The sequence below is a fragment of the Fervidicoccus sp. SLHALR4 genome (assembly GCF_058692745.1).
Window position 1 is genome coordinate 763720 of sequence record NZ_CP182483.1, and the last position, 16820, is coordinate 780539.

Annotated in this window: 17 protein-coding genes and 1 tRNA gene; 8 read left to right on the forward strand and 10 right to left on the reverse strand. The window is 46.0% G+C overall.

The window, feature by feature from the left end; translation table 11 throughout:
* Positions 1 to 77 precede the first annotated feature (77 nt).
* Positions 78 to 512, forward strand: coding sequence for an SRPBCC family protein (locus ACLGLO_RS04045; protein WP_492127651.1), 435 nt, complete (start codon positions 78 to 80; stop codon positions 510 to 512).
* On the opposite strand, the gene ACLGLO_RS04050 is transcribed toward ACLGLO_RS04045, so the two are convergent.
* Entirely contained in the window at positions 509 to 1573 is a 1065-nt protein-coding gene (locus ACLGLO_RS04050) for a DUF711 family protein (protein ID WP_492127652.1), read from the reverse strand. The two genes, ACLGLO_RS04045 and ACLGLO_RS04050, sit on opposite strands and share 4 nt — an antisense overlap.
* Positions 1574 to 1741: 168 nt before the next feature.
* Between ACLGLO_RS04050 and ACLGLO_RS04055 the strand changes: the two genes are divergently transcribed.
* Positions 1742 to 2080, forward strand: a complete 339-nt coding sequence (locus ACLGLO_RS04055; protein WP_492127653.1) for a hypothetical protein — start codon at positions 1742 to 1744, stop codon at positions 2078 to 2080.
* A 34-nt stretch (positions 2081 to 2114) separates the two neighbouring features.
* On the opposite strand, the gene ACLGLO_RS04060 is transcribed toward ACLGLO_RS04055, so the two are convergent.
* Positions 2115 to 2954 (reverse strand): hypothetical protein, encoded by an 840-nt coding sequence (locus ACLGLO_RS04060; RefSeq protein ID WP_492127654.1) that lies wholly within the window; start codon positions 2952 to 2954, stop codon positions 2115 to 2117.
* 349 nt (positions 2955 to 3303) lie between these two features.
* Here ACLGLO_RS04060 and ACLGLO_RS04065 point away from each other — a divergent pair, with 349 nt between their 5' ends.
* The 3 genes from ACLGLO_RS04065 to ACLGLO_RS04075 all read left to right on the forward strand — a co-directional run bounded on the left by ACLGLO_RS04065 (position 3304) and on the right by ACLGLO_RS04075 (position 7939).
* Positions 3304 to 5865, forward strand: coding sequence for an adenosylcobalamin-dependent ribonucleoside-diphosphate reductase (locus tag ACLGLO_RS04065; protein ID WP_492127655.1), 2562 nt, complete (start codon positions 3304 to 3306; stop codon positions 5863 to 5865).
* Positions 5866 to 6093: 228 nt separating this feature from the next.
* Positions 6094 to 7299 (forward strand): pyridoxal phosphate-dependent aminotransferase, encoded by a 1206-nt coding sequence (locus tag ACLGLO_RS04070; protein ID WP_492127656.1) that lies wholly within the window; start codon positions 6094 to 6096, stop codon positions 7297 to 7299.
* A 340-nt stretch (positions 7300 to 7639) separates the two neighbouring features.
* The gene (locus ACLGLO_RS04075) at positions 7640 to 7939 is read left to right on the forward strand and encodes a hypothetical protein (RefSeq protein ID WP_492127657.1); all 300 of its coding nucleotides are present in this window, start codon (positions 7640 to 7642) and stop codon (positions 7937 to 7939) included.
* On the opposite strand, the gene ACLGLO_RS04080 is transcribed toward ACLGLO_RS04075, so the two are convergent.
* The 4 genes from ACLGLO_RS04080 to gatD form a co-directional block, all read right to left on the reverse strand.
* Positions 7912 to 9246, reverse strand: a complete 1335-nt coding sequence (locus ACLGLO_RS04080; RefSeq protein WP_492127658.1) for an RNA-guided endonuclease InsQ/TnpB family protein — start codon at positions 9244 to 9246, stop codon at positions 7912 to 7914. The genes ACLGLO_RS04075 and ACLGLO_RS04080 overlap by 28 nt on opposite strands.
* Positions 9218 to 9829 (reverse strand): IS607 family transposase, encoded by a 612-nt coding sequence (locus ACLGLO_RS04085; RefSeq protein WP_492127659.1) that lies wholly within the window; start codon positions 9827 to 9829, stop codon positions 9218 to 9220. The genes ACLGLO_RS04080 and ACLGLO_RS04085 overlap by 29 nt, the downstream gene beginning before the upstream one ends.
* A gap of 201 nt (positions 9830 to 10030) precedes the next feature.
* Positions 10031 to 11953: a Glu-tRNA(Gln) amidotransferase subunit GatE gene (gene gatE, locus ACLGLO_RS04090; RefSeq protein WP_492127660.1), complete on the reverse strand. Its 1923-nt coding sequence runs from the start codon at positions 11951 to 11953 to the stop codon at positions 10031 to 10033.
* 3 nt (positions 11954 to 11956) lie between these two features.
* On the reverse strand, positions 11957 to 13306 hold the full coding sequence (gatD, locus tag ACLGLO_RS04095; RefSeq protein ID WP_492127661.1) for a Glu-tRNA(Gln) amidotransferase subunit GatD: 1350 nt from the start codon (positions 13304 to 13306) through the stop codon (positions 11957 to 11959).
* Between the two features lie 241 nt (positions 13307 to 13547).
* Between gatD and ACLGLO_RS04100 the strand changes: the two genes are divergently transcribed.
* Positions 13548 to 13697 carry a hypothetical protein gene (locus tag ACLGLO_RS04100; protein WP_492127662.1) on the forward strand — a complete coding sequence of 50 codons (150 nt, stop codon included), beginning with the start codon at positions 13548 to 13550 and terminating at the stop codon, positions 13695 to 13697.
* On the opposite strand, the gene ACLGLO_RS04105 is transcribed toward ACLGLO_RS04100, so the two are convergent.
* Entirely contained in the window at positions 13690 to 13986 is a 297-nt protein-coding gene (locus tag ACLGLO_RS04105) for a hypothetical protein (RefSeq protein ID WP_492127663.1), read from the reverse strand. The two genes, ACLGLO_RS04100 and ACLGLO_RS04105, sit on opposite strands and share 8 nt — an antisense overlap.
* A gap of 170 nt (positions 13987 to 14156) precedes the next feature.
* Between ACLGLO_RS04105 and thiM the strand changes: the two genes are divergently transcribed.
* On the forward strand, positions 14157 to 14966 hold the full coding sequence (thiM, locus tag ACLGLO_RS04110; RefSeq protein WP_492129135.1) for a hydroxyethylthiazole kinase: 810 nt from the start codon (positions 14157 to 14159) through the stop codon (positions 14964 to 14966).
* Between the two features lie 69 nt (positions 14967 to 15035).
* Here the strand turns inward: thiM and ACLGLO_RS04115 are convergent, their stop codons facing one another.
* Positions 15036 to 15287, reverse strand: a complete 252-nt coding sequence (locus ACLGLO_RS04115) for an Lrp/AsnC ligand binding domain-containing protein (RefSeq protein ID WP_492129136.1) — start codon at positions 15285 to 15287, stop codon at positions 15036 to 15038.
* 105 nt (positions 15288 to 15392) lie between these two features.
* Between ACLGLO_RS04115 and ACLGLO_RS04120 the strand changes: the two genes are divergently transcribed.
* Positions 15393 to 15498, forward strand: a tRNA-Thr gene (locus ACLGLO_RS04120).
* Positions 15499 to 15566: 68 nt separating this feature from the next.
* Here ACLGLO_RS04120 and ACLGLO_RS04125 read toward each other — a convergent pair.
* Both ACLGLO_RS04125 and ACLGLO_RS04130 read right to left on the reverse strand, forming a co-directional pair.
* Complete coding sequence (locus ACLGLO_RS04125) at positions 15567 to 15857, reverse strand: transcriptional regulator (RefSeq protein WP_492127664.1); 291 nt, start codon at positions 15855 to 15857, stop codon at positions 15567 to 15569.
* A gap of 292 nt (positions 15858 to 16149) precedes the next feature.
* Positions 16150 to 16740, reverse strand: a complete 591-nt coding sequence (locus tag ACLGLO_RS04130) for a hypothetical protein (RefSeq protein ID WP_492127665.1) — start codon at positions 16738 to 16740, stop codon at positions 16150 to 16152.
* Positions 16741 to 16820: the final 80 nt, after the last annotated feature.

The following is a 16820-nucleotide window of genomic DNA, read 5'->3' on the forward strand; positions in this document are numbered from 1 at the left end:
ACAATGTATTTTTGTTTAAAAAATAACAGAAAAAAATAAAAAATGCTAAACGATATAAATTCTTCGGTGGAGAAAGAATGCAGATAAAGAACTCACTTTTGATAAATGCTCCGAGGGCTAAAGTGGCGGAATTCTTCAACGATCCGATTAGAGTTGTTGAATGCGTTCCCGGCATTCAGAGCCATGAGATAAAAGGGACAAACTTCAAGGCAAAAGTTAAATTCAAGGTGGGCGCTATTTCTGGCACATTCAATACAGAAGGATACATAAAGGAAGTGAAGCCCCAAGAAATCTACGAGGTCTATTTGAAGGGAGGTAGCATTGGAAATTCATTTGAGGCGAAAGCTACAGTGACCTTGAGCGATGCAGATCAGGGAAAGACTAAACTGGAGTACTCTGCGGATGCTAAGCTGGGAGGAATGCTCGCTGCGCTTGGAAAGGTCGTGGAAAACGTAGCGGCTGATATAGTAAAGCAGCTGTTCGAATGCGCAGAAAAGAAAATTGGGTCTTAACCGTACTCCGCTACTGGGACTTCTCCAAATCCCTCGAGGTAGATTTTTCTCCCAGGTTTCTTAACTGCTATCAGTCTGGCACCATATGGCCTCTTTTTTTGTCTGGCTATCGAATAGCTTGCTGTCAACAGACGCAAAAGCCTATTGCGATTGTAAGCCACCGGAATCATATCTATTCCAGCCACACATACAGTCGAGTATATTAAAAAGTCCTTAACACTCAGCTTATCTTCCTCAACAAGCGCCTTCAGTTCGTTATCCTCACCCAAAGGAAGCATAACTTCATTGAAGCCTATGCCTCCTTTCGCTATGGAGAATTCATTCAGATATATATTGATCTTTCTAATCTCTTCCATGCATCCCAAATCTTCAAACCTGCATCCCCCTTTCTCCTGAATGAATCTGGCAACGCTTTCATCCATCCAAGGGCTCAGCGAGTAGTCAACTCCGGCAACTTCGTTTCCCAATATGCCCTCCTTCAAAAAGGTCCTGAGCTTCATGTGTACTGTGCCCAGCACCTCTTCGAGAGCCTGCATCATGTCTCCCTTAACCCTTATAGCATCTTCCGGGTAGAGGATTGCCAGTGCGAACCTATCTGCGTAATGCCTGCTCTGATGCAGGGCAAGCGGGAAGTAAGCTGTCTCGAAAGACTGGCCGCTCATTTCTATCGCGAATCTGGTTGAAGCGGTCTGGTCAGTGTCAGAAATAAGCTCCAGTGCTGAGACCACCTTCCACATGAGTCCCGGGTCATCAGCAACTAGGGCCGAATATGCCCCTGCAGTGGTGACTTCCTTCAACAGCTCAACGTCAAGGTTAGAAAGCGGTCTCTGGTATATCATGAACTTAACATCGCTGTACCTTTTTACTTTATTCAGAAGCTCTCTGACGGTTTCGTTCTTGGCCGGATTCACCGTGATCCTTTTTGTCCACACCTCGAGGTCCGTGGAAGATTCTAGCAAACTAGAGGCTTTTTCAAGCAGAGCAATCTTCTCTTGAAGCCAATCGTCCAAATCTCTTTGCTCATTTAATTCAGTGTAGAGAGTCAATGCTCTTATCTTCATTTTTCCTCTCTCTTCACTCGGGAAGGACTTTCTATAAATACTTTTGCGGTAAAAGAACTTTTTTCACCCGAAAGATCCGTCATTTTAAGGCAGAAAAGGTGTTCAGAAAAAGTTAAAATTCCTTTGAGTCTCTACTTAAGACATGGGCCTTCTTAGAAGGTGCTATAGATGAGAAGAAAGACAGTAGATGCGCTTGATATTCTCGACTATTATCTCGGCGATGATTTAGAGGAATTAGTTGAGGAATCAGGGGAATTGCCTATTGATATCGAAGACGAATATGAGCAATTGCTCAAATACATATATCGCTCAATCGTAAAAGCTTGGTTCAAGGGTCAGGAACCCACAAAAAGTCAACTTAAGGAAAAGCTGGAAAAGTACAGATCACCCCGCTATTACTACAGATTGAAGCTTCTTCTGTCTTATCTTATAAGCAGATATGTGGAAATCAGAAAGGCTGAGCTGATACACAGAGGAGAAAAAGACGATAGAAGGAGCGTCTTTTAATGCTGCACAAATGGCGGAGGCTCATTTTACACATCTAGCTTTTCGCTGGACACTCCACCGCTTCAGCTTGAGACAAAATTCTATCCCAAGGAGGAGAAGAAAAAACTCTGCAATATGAACATGTATTCCCTTCGATAGCAATCCCCCCGCAGTACCTGCATCTGGTTATGCTTGAAAATTCAAAAAGCCATCTCAGAGACTTATCGATAGAATAAATCACTTCACCGCTTCTCCATTTAACGGCGCTGAATATTAAGTTGCTCGCATAATTATCCGCTGTGCTTTCAACGAATTCTCTTTCTTTCTTCAGCTGAAGCTCATAAAGATCGGGATACAGGAGGTAAGAGATCAAGGATGCTTCTCTGCAGGTTATGCCGTAGAATATGTTAATAAAGCTGAAGCCATCCGGTCTAGTGAGCAACAGTCCTCCCTCCCCTCCTCCATCCATCTTCGAAGATAAGAGCGATGACATTTCCATTTTACTGGTAGCTTCAGCACACATGGCTATTATCAACGATTTGAAGCCCAGCTTCGACGACGCCGAAGCTGCTACAGATCTGTACTTTCTCCACCAACCAGCAAGGTTCTTTTCCTTAAGCCTGAGCTCTCCTGAGGTCAAATTCTCGAGCTCTGGTATGTAGAAGAACCTTGCGAACTCTTTCACTCTAGGCCTTAGAAGCTCTGCGACTCCGCAGTCATCTAGCATCACATATGTATCACCTGAGTATTTTTTCTCTATAGATAAGAGGATGCTGAGTCCGAGCAAACCAGCTGCTACAAATCGCGAGGGAAGAAGATAGGCTACTTTTCCTCTATACTCAAGCTGATTGCTTCTCGAGAGATTCCTCTTAAGTCGTTTGTAAAAGTCGCTCATGTAGCATTCTAAACAAAGCGAAAGATTCGTGAATGGCTTTTTCAGAACAGCTTTTTTCGTTCCACACTTGCTACACATCAGCATAAGGCCTCATCTTAGCGAGCCAATGTCCGCTTAACCCAATATTACTTCCGGATTAAAAAATTTCGAATGTTTGAAATAAAGGATCTTGCCTCAGAGATGAAAAAATAAAAAGGAAGGTCACAGAAAAGATAATGACAAATAGGAAAAAATATTACTTTGGCGTGCGATAAAAAATTGAAAATGGTATATTATTTTTAAAAATCACTGGCAGGGATTAGATCAGAGAGAGTTTTCGGTAGCATCGAGTTTCAGAATGGTGTCGCTTATGAAGTCGTCAGATGCAAGTAAGAGTCCAGTAGCGCAGAAATCTGAGGAAGAAGTGATAGTTATCAAACGCGATGGGAGAATGGAGGAAATGGATGCGGCTAAAATTAAGAGATCTGTTGAAAAGGCTGTTCAAGGCGTCGAGGGCATAGTGCAAGAAGAGGTAGCATCGCTGATTGAACAGGTTATCAGGGAGCTGAAATTGAGCGGCAGAGAAGTTAAGACTTCTCACATTGCCGACCTCATCGAAAAGAACATGATAGCCCTCATTGTGGAGAATCAGGCCTGGGAAGAAGCGGCAAAGCGCTTTGTCCTCGGAAGAATATACAACCATGTTTATGGGAAGGGAGGTTGGAAAGAGTTCTCAGATGAGGATCTCAGGCTATCATACAACGCTCTTAAAGTCCTGGAAGCTAGGTACCTGCTGAAGCATCACGAAACTTTGAGATATATCGAGACACCTTCGATGATGTTTAAGCGTGTGGCAAGCTATATCGCGTCGATAGAAAGTTCAGAGGAAAAGAGAAGGTATTACAGGGAAAGGTTCTATCGCATGATGTCCGAGCTACGCTTTCTCCCCAACTCACCTACACTGATGAATGCTGGAACAAGGAACGGTGTGCTGAGCGCATGCTATGTAATTCCTGTCAGAGATTCTCTAACAACAGATGATGGAGACGGAATAATGGACTCCCTCAGAGCTCAAGCCCTTATTCAGCAACAGGGAGGCGGTACAGGTTTCGACTTCTCAGAGCTGAGACCCGAAGGCGACATTGTAAAGTCAACGCAGGGAATAGCGAGCGGGCCTCTGAGCTTTATGAGACTGTTCGATACTACTACTGAGGTGATTAAGCAGGGAGGAAAGAGAAGAGGCGCGAATATGGGGGTCCTGCATGTATTTCACCCAGACATCAAGAAGTTCATCAAATCCAAGACTGGTGAGCTGAAAGACGTTTTCCTCCAGAACTTCAATATAAGTGTCGGAGTTTATGACAAGTTCATGGAAGCTGTGGAAAAGGGCGGAACATTCCCCCTCATCAATCCCAGAAAGACGTGGCTCAGGAACGGCTCTGAGCTCAACAGCAAGTTCTATGCTACAAGGCTGATGAGATTCAGCATCGAGGAAGAGTGGGTTCAGGAGGAGCTCTATAGAGAGCTCGAGAGGAATGACTGGTCAATCCCCATCCATGGGTCTTCCATTATAACCTGGGAAGAAGCACTGGCAATAGCAGAGAATGAAGGAGCAATAGTGAGGTGGGAAAATGCGAGGGATCTCTTTGAGGAAATAGTGAGAGGGGCATGGGACAGCGGAGATCCCGGCCTGCTCTTCATCGATACCATAAACAGGAGGCACCCTGTCTGGTACCTCGGAAAAATAAACGCAACGAATCCATGCGGCGAGGAACCTCTGCTGGACTGGGAGAACTGCAATCTGGGAAGCATAAACTTGACCAAATACGTTATCGAGAAAGACGGAAAAACATTTGTGGACTGGGAAAAACTGGCAGAGGACGTGAGGAATGCCGTAAGATTTCTGGACAATGTAATTGATGCGAACAAGCATCCGCTTCCGCAGATTACGGAGGCTAATAGGCTCACGAGAAAAATAGGTCTCGGTGTAATGGGGTGGGCGCACTTCTTGGCGATGCTCGGCATTTCCTATGATTCCGCTGAAGCAGTATACCTCGCATACAAAACAGCTGAATGGATCGCCTACAATGCATACCTGGAAAGCATATATCTTGCTCAAGAAAAGGGAACGTTTCCGGCTTTCGATCCGGAGAGGTACAGGCCCATCTGGAGAAGCAGGGTGAGTCTGGAAGAACTGCTGGACAAAGCTGGATTGGAGCTGCCTGAAAGCTTGAAAATAGAAGCCCCCCAGCCGGATTGGAAAGAGCTCGATAATCTGTATAAGAAATATGGCTTGAGAAACGCTACAGTCATGAGCATAGCGCCTACAGGAACGATCAGCATCATCGGCGGGACGAGCAGCAGCATTGAACCCCTCTTCGCCCTCGCATTTATGAGGATCGTATCCGTTGGCACTTTCATCGAAATAGACAAAGTCTTCCTCAAAGAGCTCGACAGGACATCTATGAGCTCCAAAGAGCTTATTGAGAAAATAGCTGAAACCGGGTCAATTCAAGCCATAGATGGGATAGACCAGAGACTGAAAGAAATATTCAAGACAGCCCATGACATTGACCCCCTCTGGCACCTCCTGCACCAGGCAGCATGGCAGGCTTGGGTAGATGCTGGAACAAGCAAAACGATAAATTTGAGGGAAAGCGAGCCTCCAGAGACAGTCAGGTATATATTTACATTGGCGTGGAAGCTTGGAATAAAGGGCATAACGGTTTACAGAGATAAGAGTAAGAAAGTTCAAGTCCTCAACAAAGGGATATCAGCGAAGAACCCTGTTCAAAAGGACGAGACAATTAAGAAGAAGGTCGAAGAAATCAGAGAGACGAAGCAGACAGCCAAAAAGCTGAGAATAGGTAATAAAGAGATGCTCGCGGCGGAGGAAGACTACGCGGGCGGCTGTCCAACCTGCGAGGTCTGAAGCTATTCCTCATTTTTCAACAGCCTCGAATTTTATCATAATCTTCTGAGAATCTCAGCAGAATAGGGAACTTGCAAACTTATCTTCCTTATTGAAGGAAGCTCACCAATAGGCATTCAAAGGAATATGAAAGCAAAATATTAATCAAAACTTCCTTTTGATAAGAACCCTGCTTGTTTCAAAAAGCTTATTATAATAAAGTTTTTTAAATGATTTTTTGGTGAGATTTTGGCCAAGATATCAGCTAGATCCTCTCAGATTCAGCCCTCCCCTCACAGAATACTAGTTTCGAAAGTAAACGAACTAGCTAGGAGCGGAAAGAAGGTCTACAACTACACTCAGGGTCAGCCGGGCCTTCCACCCGACAAGAGGCTCATCGAGATGACCTTCCAGCATGCATTGAAGGACAGCTTCAATCACTATAAATATTCAACGACGCAGGGTCTGCTTGAATTGAGAGAGGCCATATCCAGCGATCTGAAGAAATATGGTAGCTTCGAAGTCGACCCAAGAGATATAATCATAACTGAGGGAGGAGTCGAAGGGCTCAATTTGGCCTTCTTTGCTCTTTCCGACCCTGGAGATGAAGCGGTTTTTCTGAACCCTTCCTACAGCGTCTACTGGGATCTGGCAATGATGTATGGATTGAAAGTTAAATCCTGCACGCAGAGCGTAGAAAGCGAGTTCCAGCCTGACGAGGAGTGCTTGAAGGAAGCGATAACGAGGTCAACTTCATTTGTTCTCGTCACCAGTCCTGATAATCCAACTTCAAGGATACTCAAAGAGAGCACGATGAAGCTTATAGCGGATTTAGCCGTAGACAACGATGTCTGGCTCCTCTATGACGAAGCATACAAGCACCTCGTATATGAGGGGGAGCACATATGGATACAGAGGTACAGCAGAACCTTGGAAAAGCTCGTCGGGATAAACTCCTTCTCAAAGGATATAGCTATCCCGGGTCTGAGGCTGGGATACACATATGCGCCTAAGAAAGTGATCGAAGAAATGGCAAAGCTGAAGGGGATAATGTCGATAGCTTCTTCGACTTCCGCTCAATGGATGGCATACTTTGCCCTGTCTTCCGGCATCAAGGAACAGTATCTCAGAGAAGTTATTCCCATATACAAGAGCAGGCGCGATGTTGCCTATAATGCCATCAAGAAGTATCTTCCCAGAGCTAAAGTATGGAGGCCAAATGCGGGTATGTACCTTTTCCCAGATCTGAGCGATTACATGAAGCAGCTTAATTTGAAGGACGATATTGAGTTCGCTTACAAACTGGTCGAGGAAAAGCAGGTGGCCATGCTCCCAGGCTCGATATTCGGAAGTGCAGGAAGGGGGCATATGAGGATAACGTTCGTCACAATGCCGGAAGATCAGCTCGAAAAGGGAATAGAAATACTGGGAGAGTATTTCGGAGAGGTCAAATAATCTTTCCTCCTCTGCGATGAAAAGCCTCTCCAGAAAGTGACCATTTTTCATTAATAATATAATAAAATTAGAATAATGTTACAATTGAAAGCCTCGCCTTTTTAGGTGGGGACGAAAAGCTTCTACAAGTTGAAGCTTCGAACATATTCTCAGTGATGATAATTAATGCATGCGGGAGGCAAACCTCAAGCAAAACATAATAACCAATGCTACTCCTCCTGTACGAAGTTTTGAGACCTCCTGAGGTCGATGATTGATGAAAGCAATCCATAACCCCAAGTCCCCGAAAGGGGATAGGGGTAATGGGCCGAAAACCCGGCCCGGAGGTGAATGGAAAGAGATGTATCTCCAAACCGATGAATCGTTCGAAGAGAACCTTCGCCCTTCAGGGCGGGGAGGAGGTCAGATAGAGAAGCTGGTAGAAATAGACTATGTTGCCTTCGGCCCCGATACCCTCTTCGGAGACCATGTAGCACTGCACAAAGTATTCGCTGAATACTTGTCTATAAAGGCAGCTTCTGAGGAGGGGCTACCGTATTATGAGAAAGTTCCCTACGTCGACGGACTCGAGAACCCATCTGAATATCCCAACATAATAAGATGGGGTTCAGCTTACATAGGCACTTGTAATCCTATGTAAGCCTTGAGGTTCATCAGGCTCAGCTCCCCTCTCGAGTTCATCAGGAGCATGTCATCGCCCTCTCCCCCTTTCGTGGCAACCCCTCCCAGAGCCCTCATCTGCACCTTCCACCGAGGGATCATGGGTTTAATCACCGCATGGTAGAAGGTGCTCGGACTCTGGGGAAATCCACACATCTTGAGGTATATGTTTATTGCTCCACATAGTTGCCTATCAAGAACTAAACCACATTTTACACACCTAACCACCTGCCCCTTTCGGAGCTTCACCAATCTCCCTCCACACACGGGGCAGGAAGAACTACTGTTTTTGGGGTCTACGAGCTTAACCATTGACTTGTAACTCATGTACTGCACTATTTGCTTCCAGTTCTGCTTAGCAACATCTCTGTTATGCTTTCTCGACTCATTGAACATTCCAGCTTTGCTCAAGTCCTCGAAGCCTTGGACTGCGCTTGGAAATCTATTGGACAGTTCTGTTGTCAACTTGTGCACGAAATCCTCAGCTCTGTTCCTCTCCCTCTTGCCATGCCTCTTCGCTTTCTCCTTAAGCGAATGCTTCTTGCTCGCTACACTCTGAGCATTCTTCCTTTTCATCTCATGCACTCTGTGGATGTGGTACAGTTTGCTTAGATCGATTTTCACCCACCCATGCTTTGGCGAGAATCCATCGAGGCTTAACAGATTTGAGTCCCATCCGATTCTCTCTGTATGCTTCTCTCTCGTTGGCTTTCTGAAGGTTATTATCAACTCATGCTCCGTTAATATCAGCTCTCCTAATTCCAGTCCTTCAGCCCTTCTCTTGAACCATGCCCTGCTTAAGTCGAACTCTAGGTACCGCCTTCTAGGAGCTATCGTTACCCTAATTTTTCCATCCCTGTAGACGTACAACGTTTCCTTTACTCTGACGAACAGCCCCTTAACTGTAGGCTTCTTTCCCCTCCTTCTCCCCTTAACGTAATTCTTCCTCCAAGACTTTAAAATGGAGTAAGCAACTTTTATCGCGGAATCAACATAATGGGAAGCATAGTCCCAGCTCTCTAGCAATTCATTTCTAAGCTGTCTCTTGAACTCCTTTGTCTTCGGAATTGTGGGAATGAGCCTCCTGACATAGTAATATCTTCTAACCTTTCTCCTCCCGCGCTCAACCATGTAGTAATTCTTCTTCCTCTTCTCAACCCATTTGATACTGTCCCAGATTATGTCTATTACCCTCTGAAGTAATCTACGGTAGCTGAGAAGGAAATCTTCAACATCATAATTGTGCTTAATCTTATAGCTAACAATCCTGTAAGAGCTGTCTTGCACCTTCAACTACCTTCCTGTACTTGCGGCTCCTCTTTCCATAGAGCTTTCCTGCTAAGCTGGAGATAATCGCTATTAAGTCCTCCACTAACTCCTCCTTTGGCTCCTTCTCCTCTTCATTTATCACAACGATTTCAGCACCGCAGCCCTGGAAGAATTGCTGAAGTGTTTTGAAACCGAACCTTGTTAGCTTATCGGGATAAGCGACAATGACTTTCGAGACCTCTCTTTTCATGACCATTTCAAGGAGCTTTTGGAAGCCCTTTCTATCTTCTTTCAAGCTGCTACCGACATCTTTTAAGATTTCAACTTTCCCAAAGCCGTTCTCTTCAGCATACTGCTTTATAGCTTCAATCTGCCTTTCCAGCTCATCATTTTGTGCATGAGATGATACCCTAGCATATCCAACAACCTTCCTCTCCTCATGCATCCCTAGAATCCTCTTAATCTCGGACTCAGGAACTCTGCGCTTGCCGCCAACAGTCCTAACGCATCGTATCTTTCCAGCTTTATCCCACTTCTGCAGAGTCCTTATGTGGACACCGAGCATCTTCGAAGCTTCCTTCATCGTATACAGCTTTTCCATTTAAGACCATCAAGAACTATAATCGCTTATTAAACATTTAACTGTTTCGAGAGGCTACTCGGATGGAGAGATATCAAAGGTCATAGGAGGCAACGTCATGCGGGTGCTGAGAGCAGTTTGGAAGTAGCAGTAGGGACTCCGTTTGGATGGGTTTTTTCCCTGAAGGCTTTCAAAGATTAAATGGTGGAAGGAAAAAACTTTTTAGCTCCCCAAACGCTTTCGCAGCTCTTCATCTATTATCTTTGAAACTAGGCTCCCCTGGGCCCTTCCTCTGAGCTCTTTCATGGCAGCTCCCATTAGGACAGACTTCGCCCTTTCCCCCCTCTCTCTTATCACTGATTCATACTGCGCAATTATTTTTTCAATTACTGCTCTTACTTCCTGCTCGCTCATAGTGAGCAGACCAGCATTTTTGGCCAGCTCCATCGGTTCGGCATGTGGATCTTTTGAAAGGAGCTTCATGAGTTCTGGGAGCCCCTCTTTGGTTATCCTGCCTTCTGCTAGAAGCAGAAGAGAAGCATATATTTTCTCTTCTTCTATATTCTCTACGGGGAAGCCCTCTCTCTTCAGCGATACCATATGTGTTAGAAGAAGAGAAGCAATGGTTGTCGCATCCACCCTTCCTCCCAACCTGTTGTAGAGTCTTTCAAACTGCTCCTGCTGCTCGCTCCCCAACAGTTGCTCGGCCAGAGCTCTGCTTAATCCAAGCTTCTCCTCGTAGTACTTTCTCTTCTCCTCCGGAGTCGCTGGTCTGTAGAGTTTCGCCACTTCAAGGATGTTCTCTTTGACGGGGATCGGCGGTATGTCAGTCTCAGGATACATCCTCGCGGCGCCAGGCTGAGGCCTCATGAACCTGCTGGTTCCATCTGGAAGGACAGCTCTAGTTTCCTTCGGCACTCCGTCAAAAGCAGCCTTTACTCTCTCTATCGCCGCTTTAAGAGACTTGAGCGCTTTTTCCTCCTCATCAATAATGAGGAGGAAGCTGTCTCTCTCAGCGTTCCCCCCCAAAAGTTCATACAACTTTTCCACTTCTTCAGAGGTTATCCCATAACCAGGCAGCTCATCGCCGTGGAAGAGCCCCTTTACATCTCCATAGAACCTCGCATAGTCAGCAAGCTCCGTACCGAACCTCCTATTCGGTTGCAGCTCGAATCCCAGCAACCCTCTGAATCCTTTGAGGAGCACCGCTAGTGCCTTCGCCTTCGGTTTGGCAAGGTTCTTCTCAACGACCCTGCTCTTAGAGCTCTTCAGCACAGATGTGACGTCTATTGGATGGAAAGCAATATCTTCCTTTCTTATCCCTCTCCTGATGAGCTCATCTCTCAGCTCCAGAAGCCTCTTCTGCCTCATGGCTTCAAAGGCAACGGCTTTGGAAAGAAGTTCAAGCTCCTGAACCCCCTTGATTTCTACTTTCTCTCCCCCACGTATTGACACGTTGAGGTCCTGCCTTATCGTTCCAATGCCCCTCCTCACCCTTCCCGTCAGCCTGAGGAGAGTTCCAATCCATGAAGCTACCTCTGCAGCCTCCTCCGGTGTCTCTATGTCAGGGGAGGTTGAGATCTCGATGAGAGGAATGCCGAGCCTGTCAAGGATATAGGAGGAAATGCTTTCCCTGTCTTCACCTTTACGCGCAGCATCTTCCTCGACGCATATCGTCTGTATTCCGTATTTCTTGCCCTTCACTTCTATCTCTCCACCAATAGCTACAAGCGCGGTCCTCTGAAACCCAGTCGTATTTGAGCCATCTATCACTATCTTCCTCATCACATGTATTTCGTCTACTATTTTCGAGTTCAGAGCCATGCTGATTCCCATAGCTATGGATAAGGCCTCCATGTTCAGCTGGTGCGGAGGCTCTTCATCTGCCTCAACTAGACACGAAGCTCCTCTGGGGGCATGATATTCGTATGTTTTCCCCTTCATCCATTCGAAATATGCGGCGACATCAACTTCCCCCAACTCGCTTCTGGTCGGTCTCAACCTCCTATAGAACACATCCTCTACATCTCCCTCCGTCAATGAAGCAGGGCAGTTGCAGAAGAGCTTCCTCTCCGTCTTGAGCTGCTGGTGGATTTCAAGCCCTACCTTGAGCCCCAATTGTTTCCAATCGGCTTCCAGCTCCAAGCTTCACACCTCACCGTGGTACCATTTTGGATAGTAATTGAACTGCTCTCTGAGCTCATACTCCCCTGCTAAGTTCTTGAGCATCACCTCTTTAGCATCCTCCGGCTCATAATTGCCTAGAGCCCAGGAAAGCTTCACATAGGCGGTTTCAGGAAGCATGTTTCCAAGTCCTACTGCTCCCGCCTTCAGCAGCAGCCTGCCGGTGCTGTAAACGTTCAGGTTAACTGAGCCAAACAGGCACTGCGTCGAAATTGCGACAAGAACTCCACTATCCACAGCCCGCTTAATGCTGCCTATAGCATCTTCACTCACATGTCCAAGACCTGTGCCCTCTATGATGATTCCTTTGATGCCTCTCTCGACGAGAATGTCTATGATCTCTGGTGGCATTCCCGGGAAGAACTTCAGTAAAAACACCTTATCTGAGAACTTCAGCTTTGGCTCTTCATTGAGGCGATCGAACCTTTCCTCACCGCAGATATTGACGTCCTTCCTCAGAACTGTGACCTTTCCAGAATACGGGTCAATTTTGGCGATGGGAGCGGAAGATATGCTCTGGAAAGCATCCCTCCTGCTGCTGTGCATTTTCCTCACCCTTGTCCCTCTGTGTGCAAGCGCGTAGGTATCTCCGCTCTCCCCGTGCATCACGACTGCCACCTCGCAGATCCTTTTTTGCACATAAAATGAGGCGGAAATGAGGTTGAAGGCGGAATCGCTGCTGGGTCTGTCGCTGCTTCTCTGTGCGCCAATGAGAACTACAGGAGACTGCAACCTTCCAAGGGAGAAGCTGAGGGCTGCTGCTGTGTATCCAAGCGTATCTGTGCCGTGCGTTACGATTACCCCCCTTTCGGGATCTTCCCTGAAGAGGTCATATATCCTCCTCGACAGCGCTTCCCAATGCTTTGGAGTCATGTTCTCGCTGAATATGTTCGAGAAGACCTCGCTGGAAAACTCAGCAATTCTACTAAGCTCTGGCACAGCTTCAAGCAATTCCTCGATTTTCAGGATCGGCGTAACTCCTCCTGTTACGTAGTCAATCTTGCTTGCAATGGTTCCCCCTGTAGCTAGTATGTGGATCCTCTCCTTCTTTCCTCCAGCGACCTCAGCTTTTTCTGGCTTAAATTCCTCTGAAGGCCCCCTCTCAGGCTGTTCCGCTTCTTCCACTTCCGCTATATTGTCTATCCTAACTCCAACATTGTATCCGTTCGTCAGTTTCAAAGTGATGTATCTAGGGTCGAATATTTCATATCTTTGAAGAACAAGTCCTACAAGCTTAAGACCGTTTTTTGTTGTAATCTTTACCCATCTTCCGGGCTTCAGTCCAGGGATCTCTGCTCCTTTGCCCAATTGCAAGCCCCTCGCAATTACAAAACATTAACTTCTGTAAGGTGGTTATTTAAGTGTTCGAAAATCACATAAGTTTAAGTTATAGCTTCTAACTTGTTCTCATTGATGATAATTAATATATGCATGGTCAAAATCTAAAGACAACACGCAATAATTCATACTACGCCTTCTGCATGAAGTTTGAGACCTCTAGAGGTCTATGATTGATGAGCTCCATAACCCCGAGTCCCTAGAGGGGATAGGGGTAATGGGCCGAAGGCCCGGCCCCGGAGGTGAATGGAAAGAGGTGACCCTCCAAACCGGTGAACCGCTCGAAGGAACCTTTGCCCTTCAGGGCGGAGAGGAAGCCAGAATTCAGAACCTTGGTCATCCAGGATGGGAGCTTTCAGCTATATAGAAACAGAATATACTGATTCATAGCCTTTCTTAGTAGAGATTTTAACGAAATATTGAGTCATCTTCTCTAGCTCGCACTCCAGATTTATTGATCCGACCTCGCCCGGATTGAGTTTTAGTTCAAGAAAATCGGAGCAGTAGACGTTTCCGTAGAGATTCACTACATATATGCTGTTGACAACGGCTACCTCTTCCCCCACGTTCTTTATGAAAGCCCTCACGCTGTACTTGTTCGGTTTTGTAGGAATTTCCTTTATAGAAACGCCCTCAATTCTAACTATTTCGGCCAATCCCACCAACCTTTATTTTATATTTCGAAAAGCTACCACATTTCAAATCAGCCTCTGAGCAATTAAGCTTTTCCTTTGTTATACATACGAACGTTCTTCTCATTGACATTGCTTTTCTAATGATAATATATTTATATTAGCCATAATCATTTGATTATATTGTGGTTGTTATGATAGAGTTCGACCGATATTTGAAGGAGCTCAGAGCTAGGAAACCTCTAGTTCACAATATAACAAATTATGTTGTCATGAATACAACAGCAAATGCCCTTCTCGCCATCGGAGCTTCTCCAATAATGGCGCATTCGCCGGAAGAGCTGAGCGATTTGATCTCGATCGCCGATGCCGTAGTGATAAATATTGGAACTCTGGACGACCGATGGATATACTCAATGGTGACGGCTGCGAGGATCGCCAGAAAGATGAACAAGCCGGTGATCTTGGATCCGGTAGGAGCAGGAGCAACGAGGCTCAGGACAGAAGCATCCCTCATGCTGCTTGAAACAGGTGCGGTCAAGGTTCTCAAGGGGAATTATGGAGAAGTTCTAGCTCTCGCGGGGGAGTTCGGAAAAACTAAAGGCGTCGACTCTGCCGTGTACGATGCTGAAAGAGGCGGAGAGCTTGCCAGAGAAGTCGCGAGGAAGTACAGCGTTGTAGTAGGCATAACAGGACCGAAAGACTTCGTCAGCGACGGAAGAGAAGTCTATACAATAGAAGGCAACGTGGAAGCTGTCCGGAACGTGATTGACAGGGTAACTGGGCTGGGTTGCATGGTGTCCGCAATAGTCGGGGCCTTCACTGCAGTTTCCGATCCTTTGATGGGAGCGGTGGTTGGAATGTCCTCTTTCAAAGCAGCTTCCGCCTTGGCCGCCAGAGAGGCTCAGACCCCGGGATCCTTCCACGTGAAGCTCTACGATTGGCTTTACAAACTCAGCGGAAAGGATATAAGCGAGAACGTGAGAATCCGGGTATCCAGCTAGCGGAGTTCAACGAGTGATTTCAGCTTTTTTGAGTCGCGTGGTGCTTTATTGCTCAGAAGATGTTTAACGTCAATCGCTTGATATGAGCGTTGTTGTTCTCACCACGTCCTCGAGCTTTCTCGCTGCTGTCACAAACTTTTCAATGGTCTCAATCTGATCAGCGCTCACTACAACGATGAGGTCATACTCCCCAAAGAGAGAATACACCCTGCCTTCTTTTATTCCTTCAACGCTTTTGATCAATGCAGATATCTGCTGAGAAAAAGATTCTTCTTTCCCTATCTTCGTGTTTACCAATATGAATGCCGTTAGAGGGGCCATCTCCAACTTGCTCCAGCCTTACTGTTTTTAGCAAAGCTTTATAATTTTTTTGTGCTATCTATGACATTTGAATCCAATGCAGAGCATAAGCTCAATGTTAAGGGTGCCGCCGTAGCTCAGCCCGGTAGAGCACCGGCCTCGTACGGTGCAAAGAAGACAATGGGTCGCCAGAGAAAGCCGGGGGCCGCGGGTTCGATCCCCGCCGGCGGCTCTTTTCTGTTTAAAGTCCATCTCAAAACCTTAAGGAACAGATAACCAGATTTCCCGCATAAAGATGCTTCAGCTCTTCTGCGACTCGGTGCCACCATCGGTCTTGGTCTCTTCCTCTAGCTTCTTCAGCTCATTCTCAATTTCTTTCTCTATCTCTTCTATGGGCTTAGGAGGCGGTGTGGTTGCTAGCGTGTATCCTATCCATGCCAGTATTCCAAAAATTCCTGCGACAGCTATGAAGCCCGTCAGCTTCAGCAGGAACAAGTCATATGACGAGAAGAAGACCAAGAAACCGTAGAGAATGATTATAACAGCAGATACTACAACCAACAGACCTCCAACCACGCGGTCTTTTCCCATCGAGCACACCTTATGCTAGATTTTTAAAATTAACTATTTTAGTCTTCCTCTTTCTTTTTAATAGATATTGTGGAACCTTAAAACAACGCAGGCCTTCTGCTTTTCAGAGTAAGGGAAAGATCAGAAGCAGAAGTTAAATTTAAACTGCCGTGCTCAAACACAGAATTTCCAGGCATCTGATGAAAACTGTCGAATTTCATACCAGGAGAGAAACATGCACGGAATGCATTCGTAACATCCTATTGGATTCCGAAGAGCTGAATATATAAAAGTATTAGCGAAACAGGCACAGCTATTTTATTATTATTTCGTCCTGTTTGGAGATCACTATCAATCCCATGCTTTCCAGGATCTTAACTGGGTAGTAGTAGTGCGTGTGATACGTTACTCTGTCTCCGTAAAAAGTCTCCCAGTAAAAGTGGCTTCCATCTCTGCTGAAGAACTTCTTGAAGCCAATTTTCCTGAGCACCATTTCCACGAGTTCCTTTTTCTTTATTCTGAAGACCCCCCTTCTCCTCAGCTCCTCCACCGCTTCTCTGTATACCTGCACTATGGAATTGGGTATGGTAATAGTTCTTCCATTTGGAAGCTTAACCATGTAATTCAGTTCATCCCTGGCTATGCTGATCTCTCCCAGGCTTTCACCCTTTTCCTCCACATCGATATCCTGCTCTCTGACCTCCCTTGACAGCAGCTTCAAATTCCTCAGCTCTTCCTCGTCCACGGATAAAGCAGTCCCAGCTATTCTCTCGAACTCTTCCACCTTTTCCAGGGGTATAAGCCATCCAAGGTCTCTTAAGTAAACGAACCCCCTCTCTCTGAGCTCATAGTATATGTTTTCCGGAAATCTCTTGTTCAAGCTTATCAATATTCTGCCCTTCAATCGCTTTCCCCTTATGTTAATGCAATAGTCAAGTATATATTACGAGGAAGCCCCTGATTAATTAGCTTAAATCGGCAGGA

What these genes read in the sequence shown, in the direction of transcription:
- ACLGLO_RS04100 (WP_492127662.1), top strand. Translation starts at nt 13,548, where the DNA reads ATGGGCCGAAGGCCCGGCCCCGGAGGTGAATGGAAAGAGGTGACCCTC.
- ACLGLO_RS04085 (WP_492127659.1), bottom strand. Translation starts at nt 9,829, where the DNA reads ATGGAAAAGCTGTATACGATGAAGGAAGCTTCGAAGATGCTCGGTGTC.
- ACLGLO_RS04055 (WP_492127653.1), top strand. Translation starts at nt 1,742, where the DNA reads ATGAGAAGAAAGACAGTAGATGCGCTTGATATTCTCGACTATTATCTC.
- ACLGLO_RS04075 (WP_492127657.1), top strand. Translation starts at nt 7,640, where the DNA reads ATGTATCTCCAAACCGATGAATCGTTCGAAGAGAACCTTCGCCCTTCA.
- ACLGLO_RS04045 (WP_492127651.1), top strand. Translation starts at nt 78, where the DNA reads ATGCAGATAAAGAACTCACTTTTGATAAATGCTCCGAGGGCTAAAGTG.
- ACLGLO_RS04060 (WP_492127654.1), bottom strand. Translation starts at nt 2,954, where the DNA reads ATGAGCGACTTTTACAAACGACTTAAGAGGAATCTCTCGAGAAGCAAT.
- ACLGLO_RS04125 (WP_492127664.1), bottom strand. Translation starts at nt 15,857, where the DNA reads ATGGGAAAAGACCGCGTGGTTGGAGGTCTGTTGGTTGTAGTATCTGCT.
- ACLGLO_RS04065 (WP_492127655.1), top strand. Translation starts at nt 3,304, where the DNA reads ATGAAGTCGTCAGATGCAAGTAAGAGTCCAGTAGCGCAGAAATCTGAG.
- thiM (WP_492129135.1), top strand. Translation starts at nt 14,157, where the DNA reads ATGATAGAGTTCGACCGATATTTGAAGGAGCTCAGAGCTAGGAAACCT.
- ACLGLO_RS04115 (WP_492129136.1), bottom strand. Translation starts at nt 15,287, where the DNA reads ATGGCCCCTCTAACGGCATTCATATTGGTAAACACGAAGATAGGGAAA.
- ACLGLO_RS04050 (WP_492127652.1), bottom strand. Translation starts at nt 1,573, where the DNA reads ATGAAGATAAGAGCATTGACTCTCTACACTGAATTAAATGAGCAAAGA.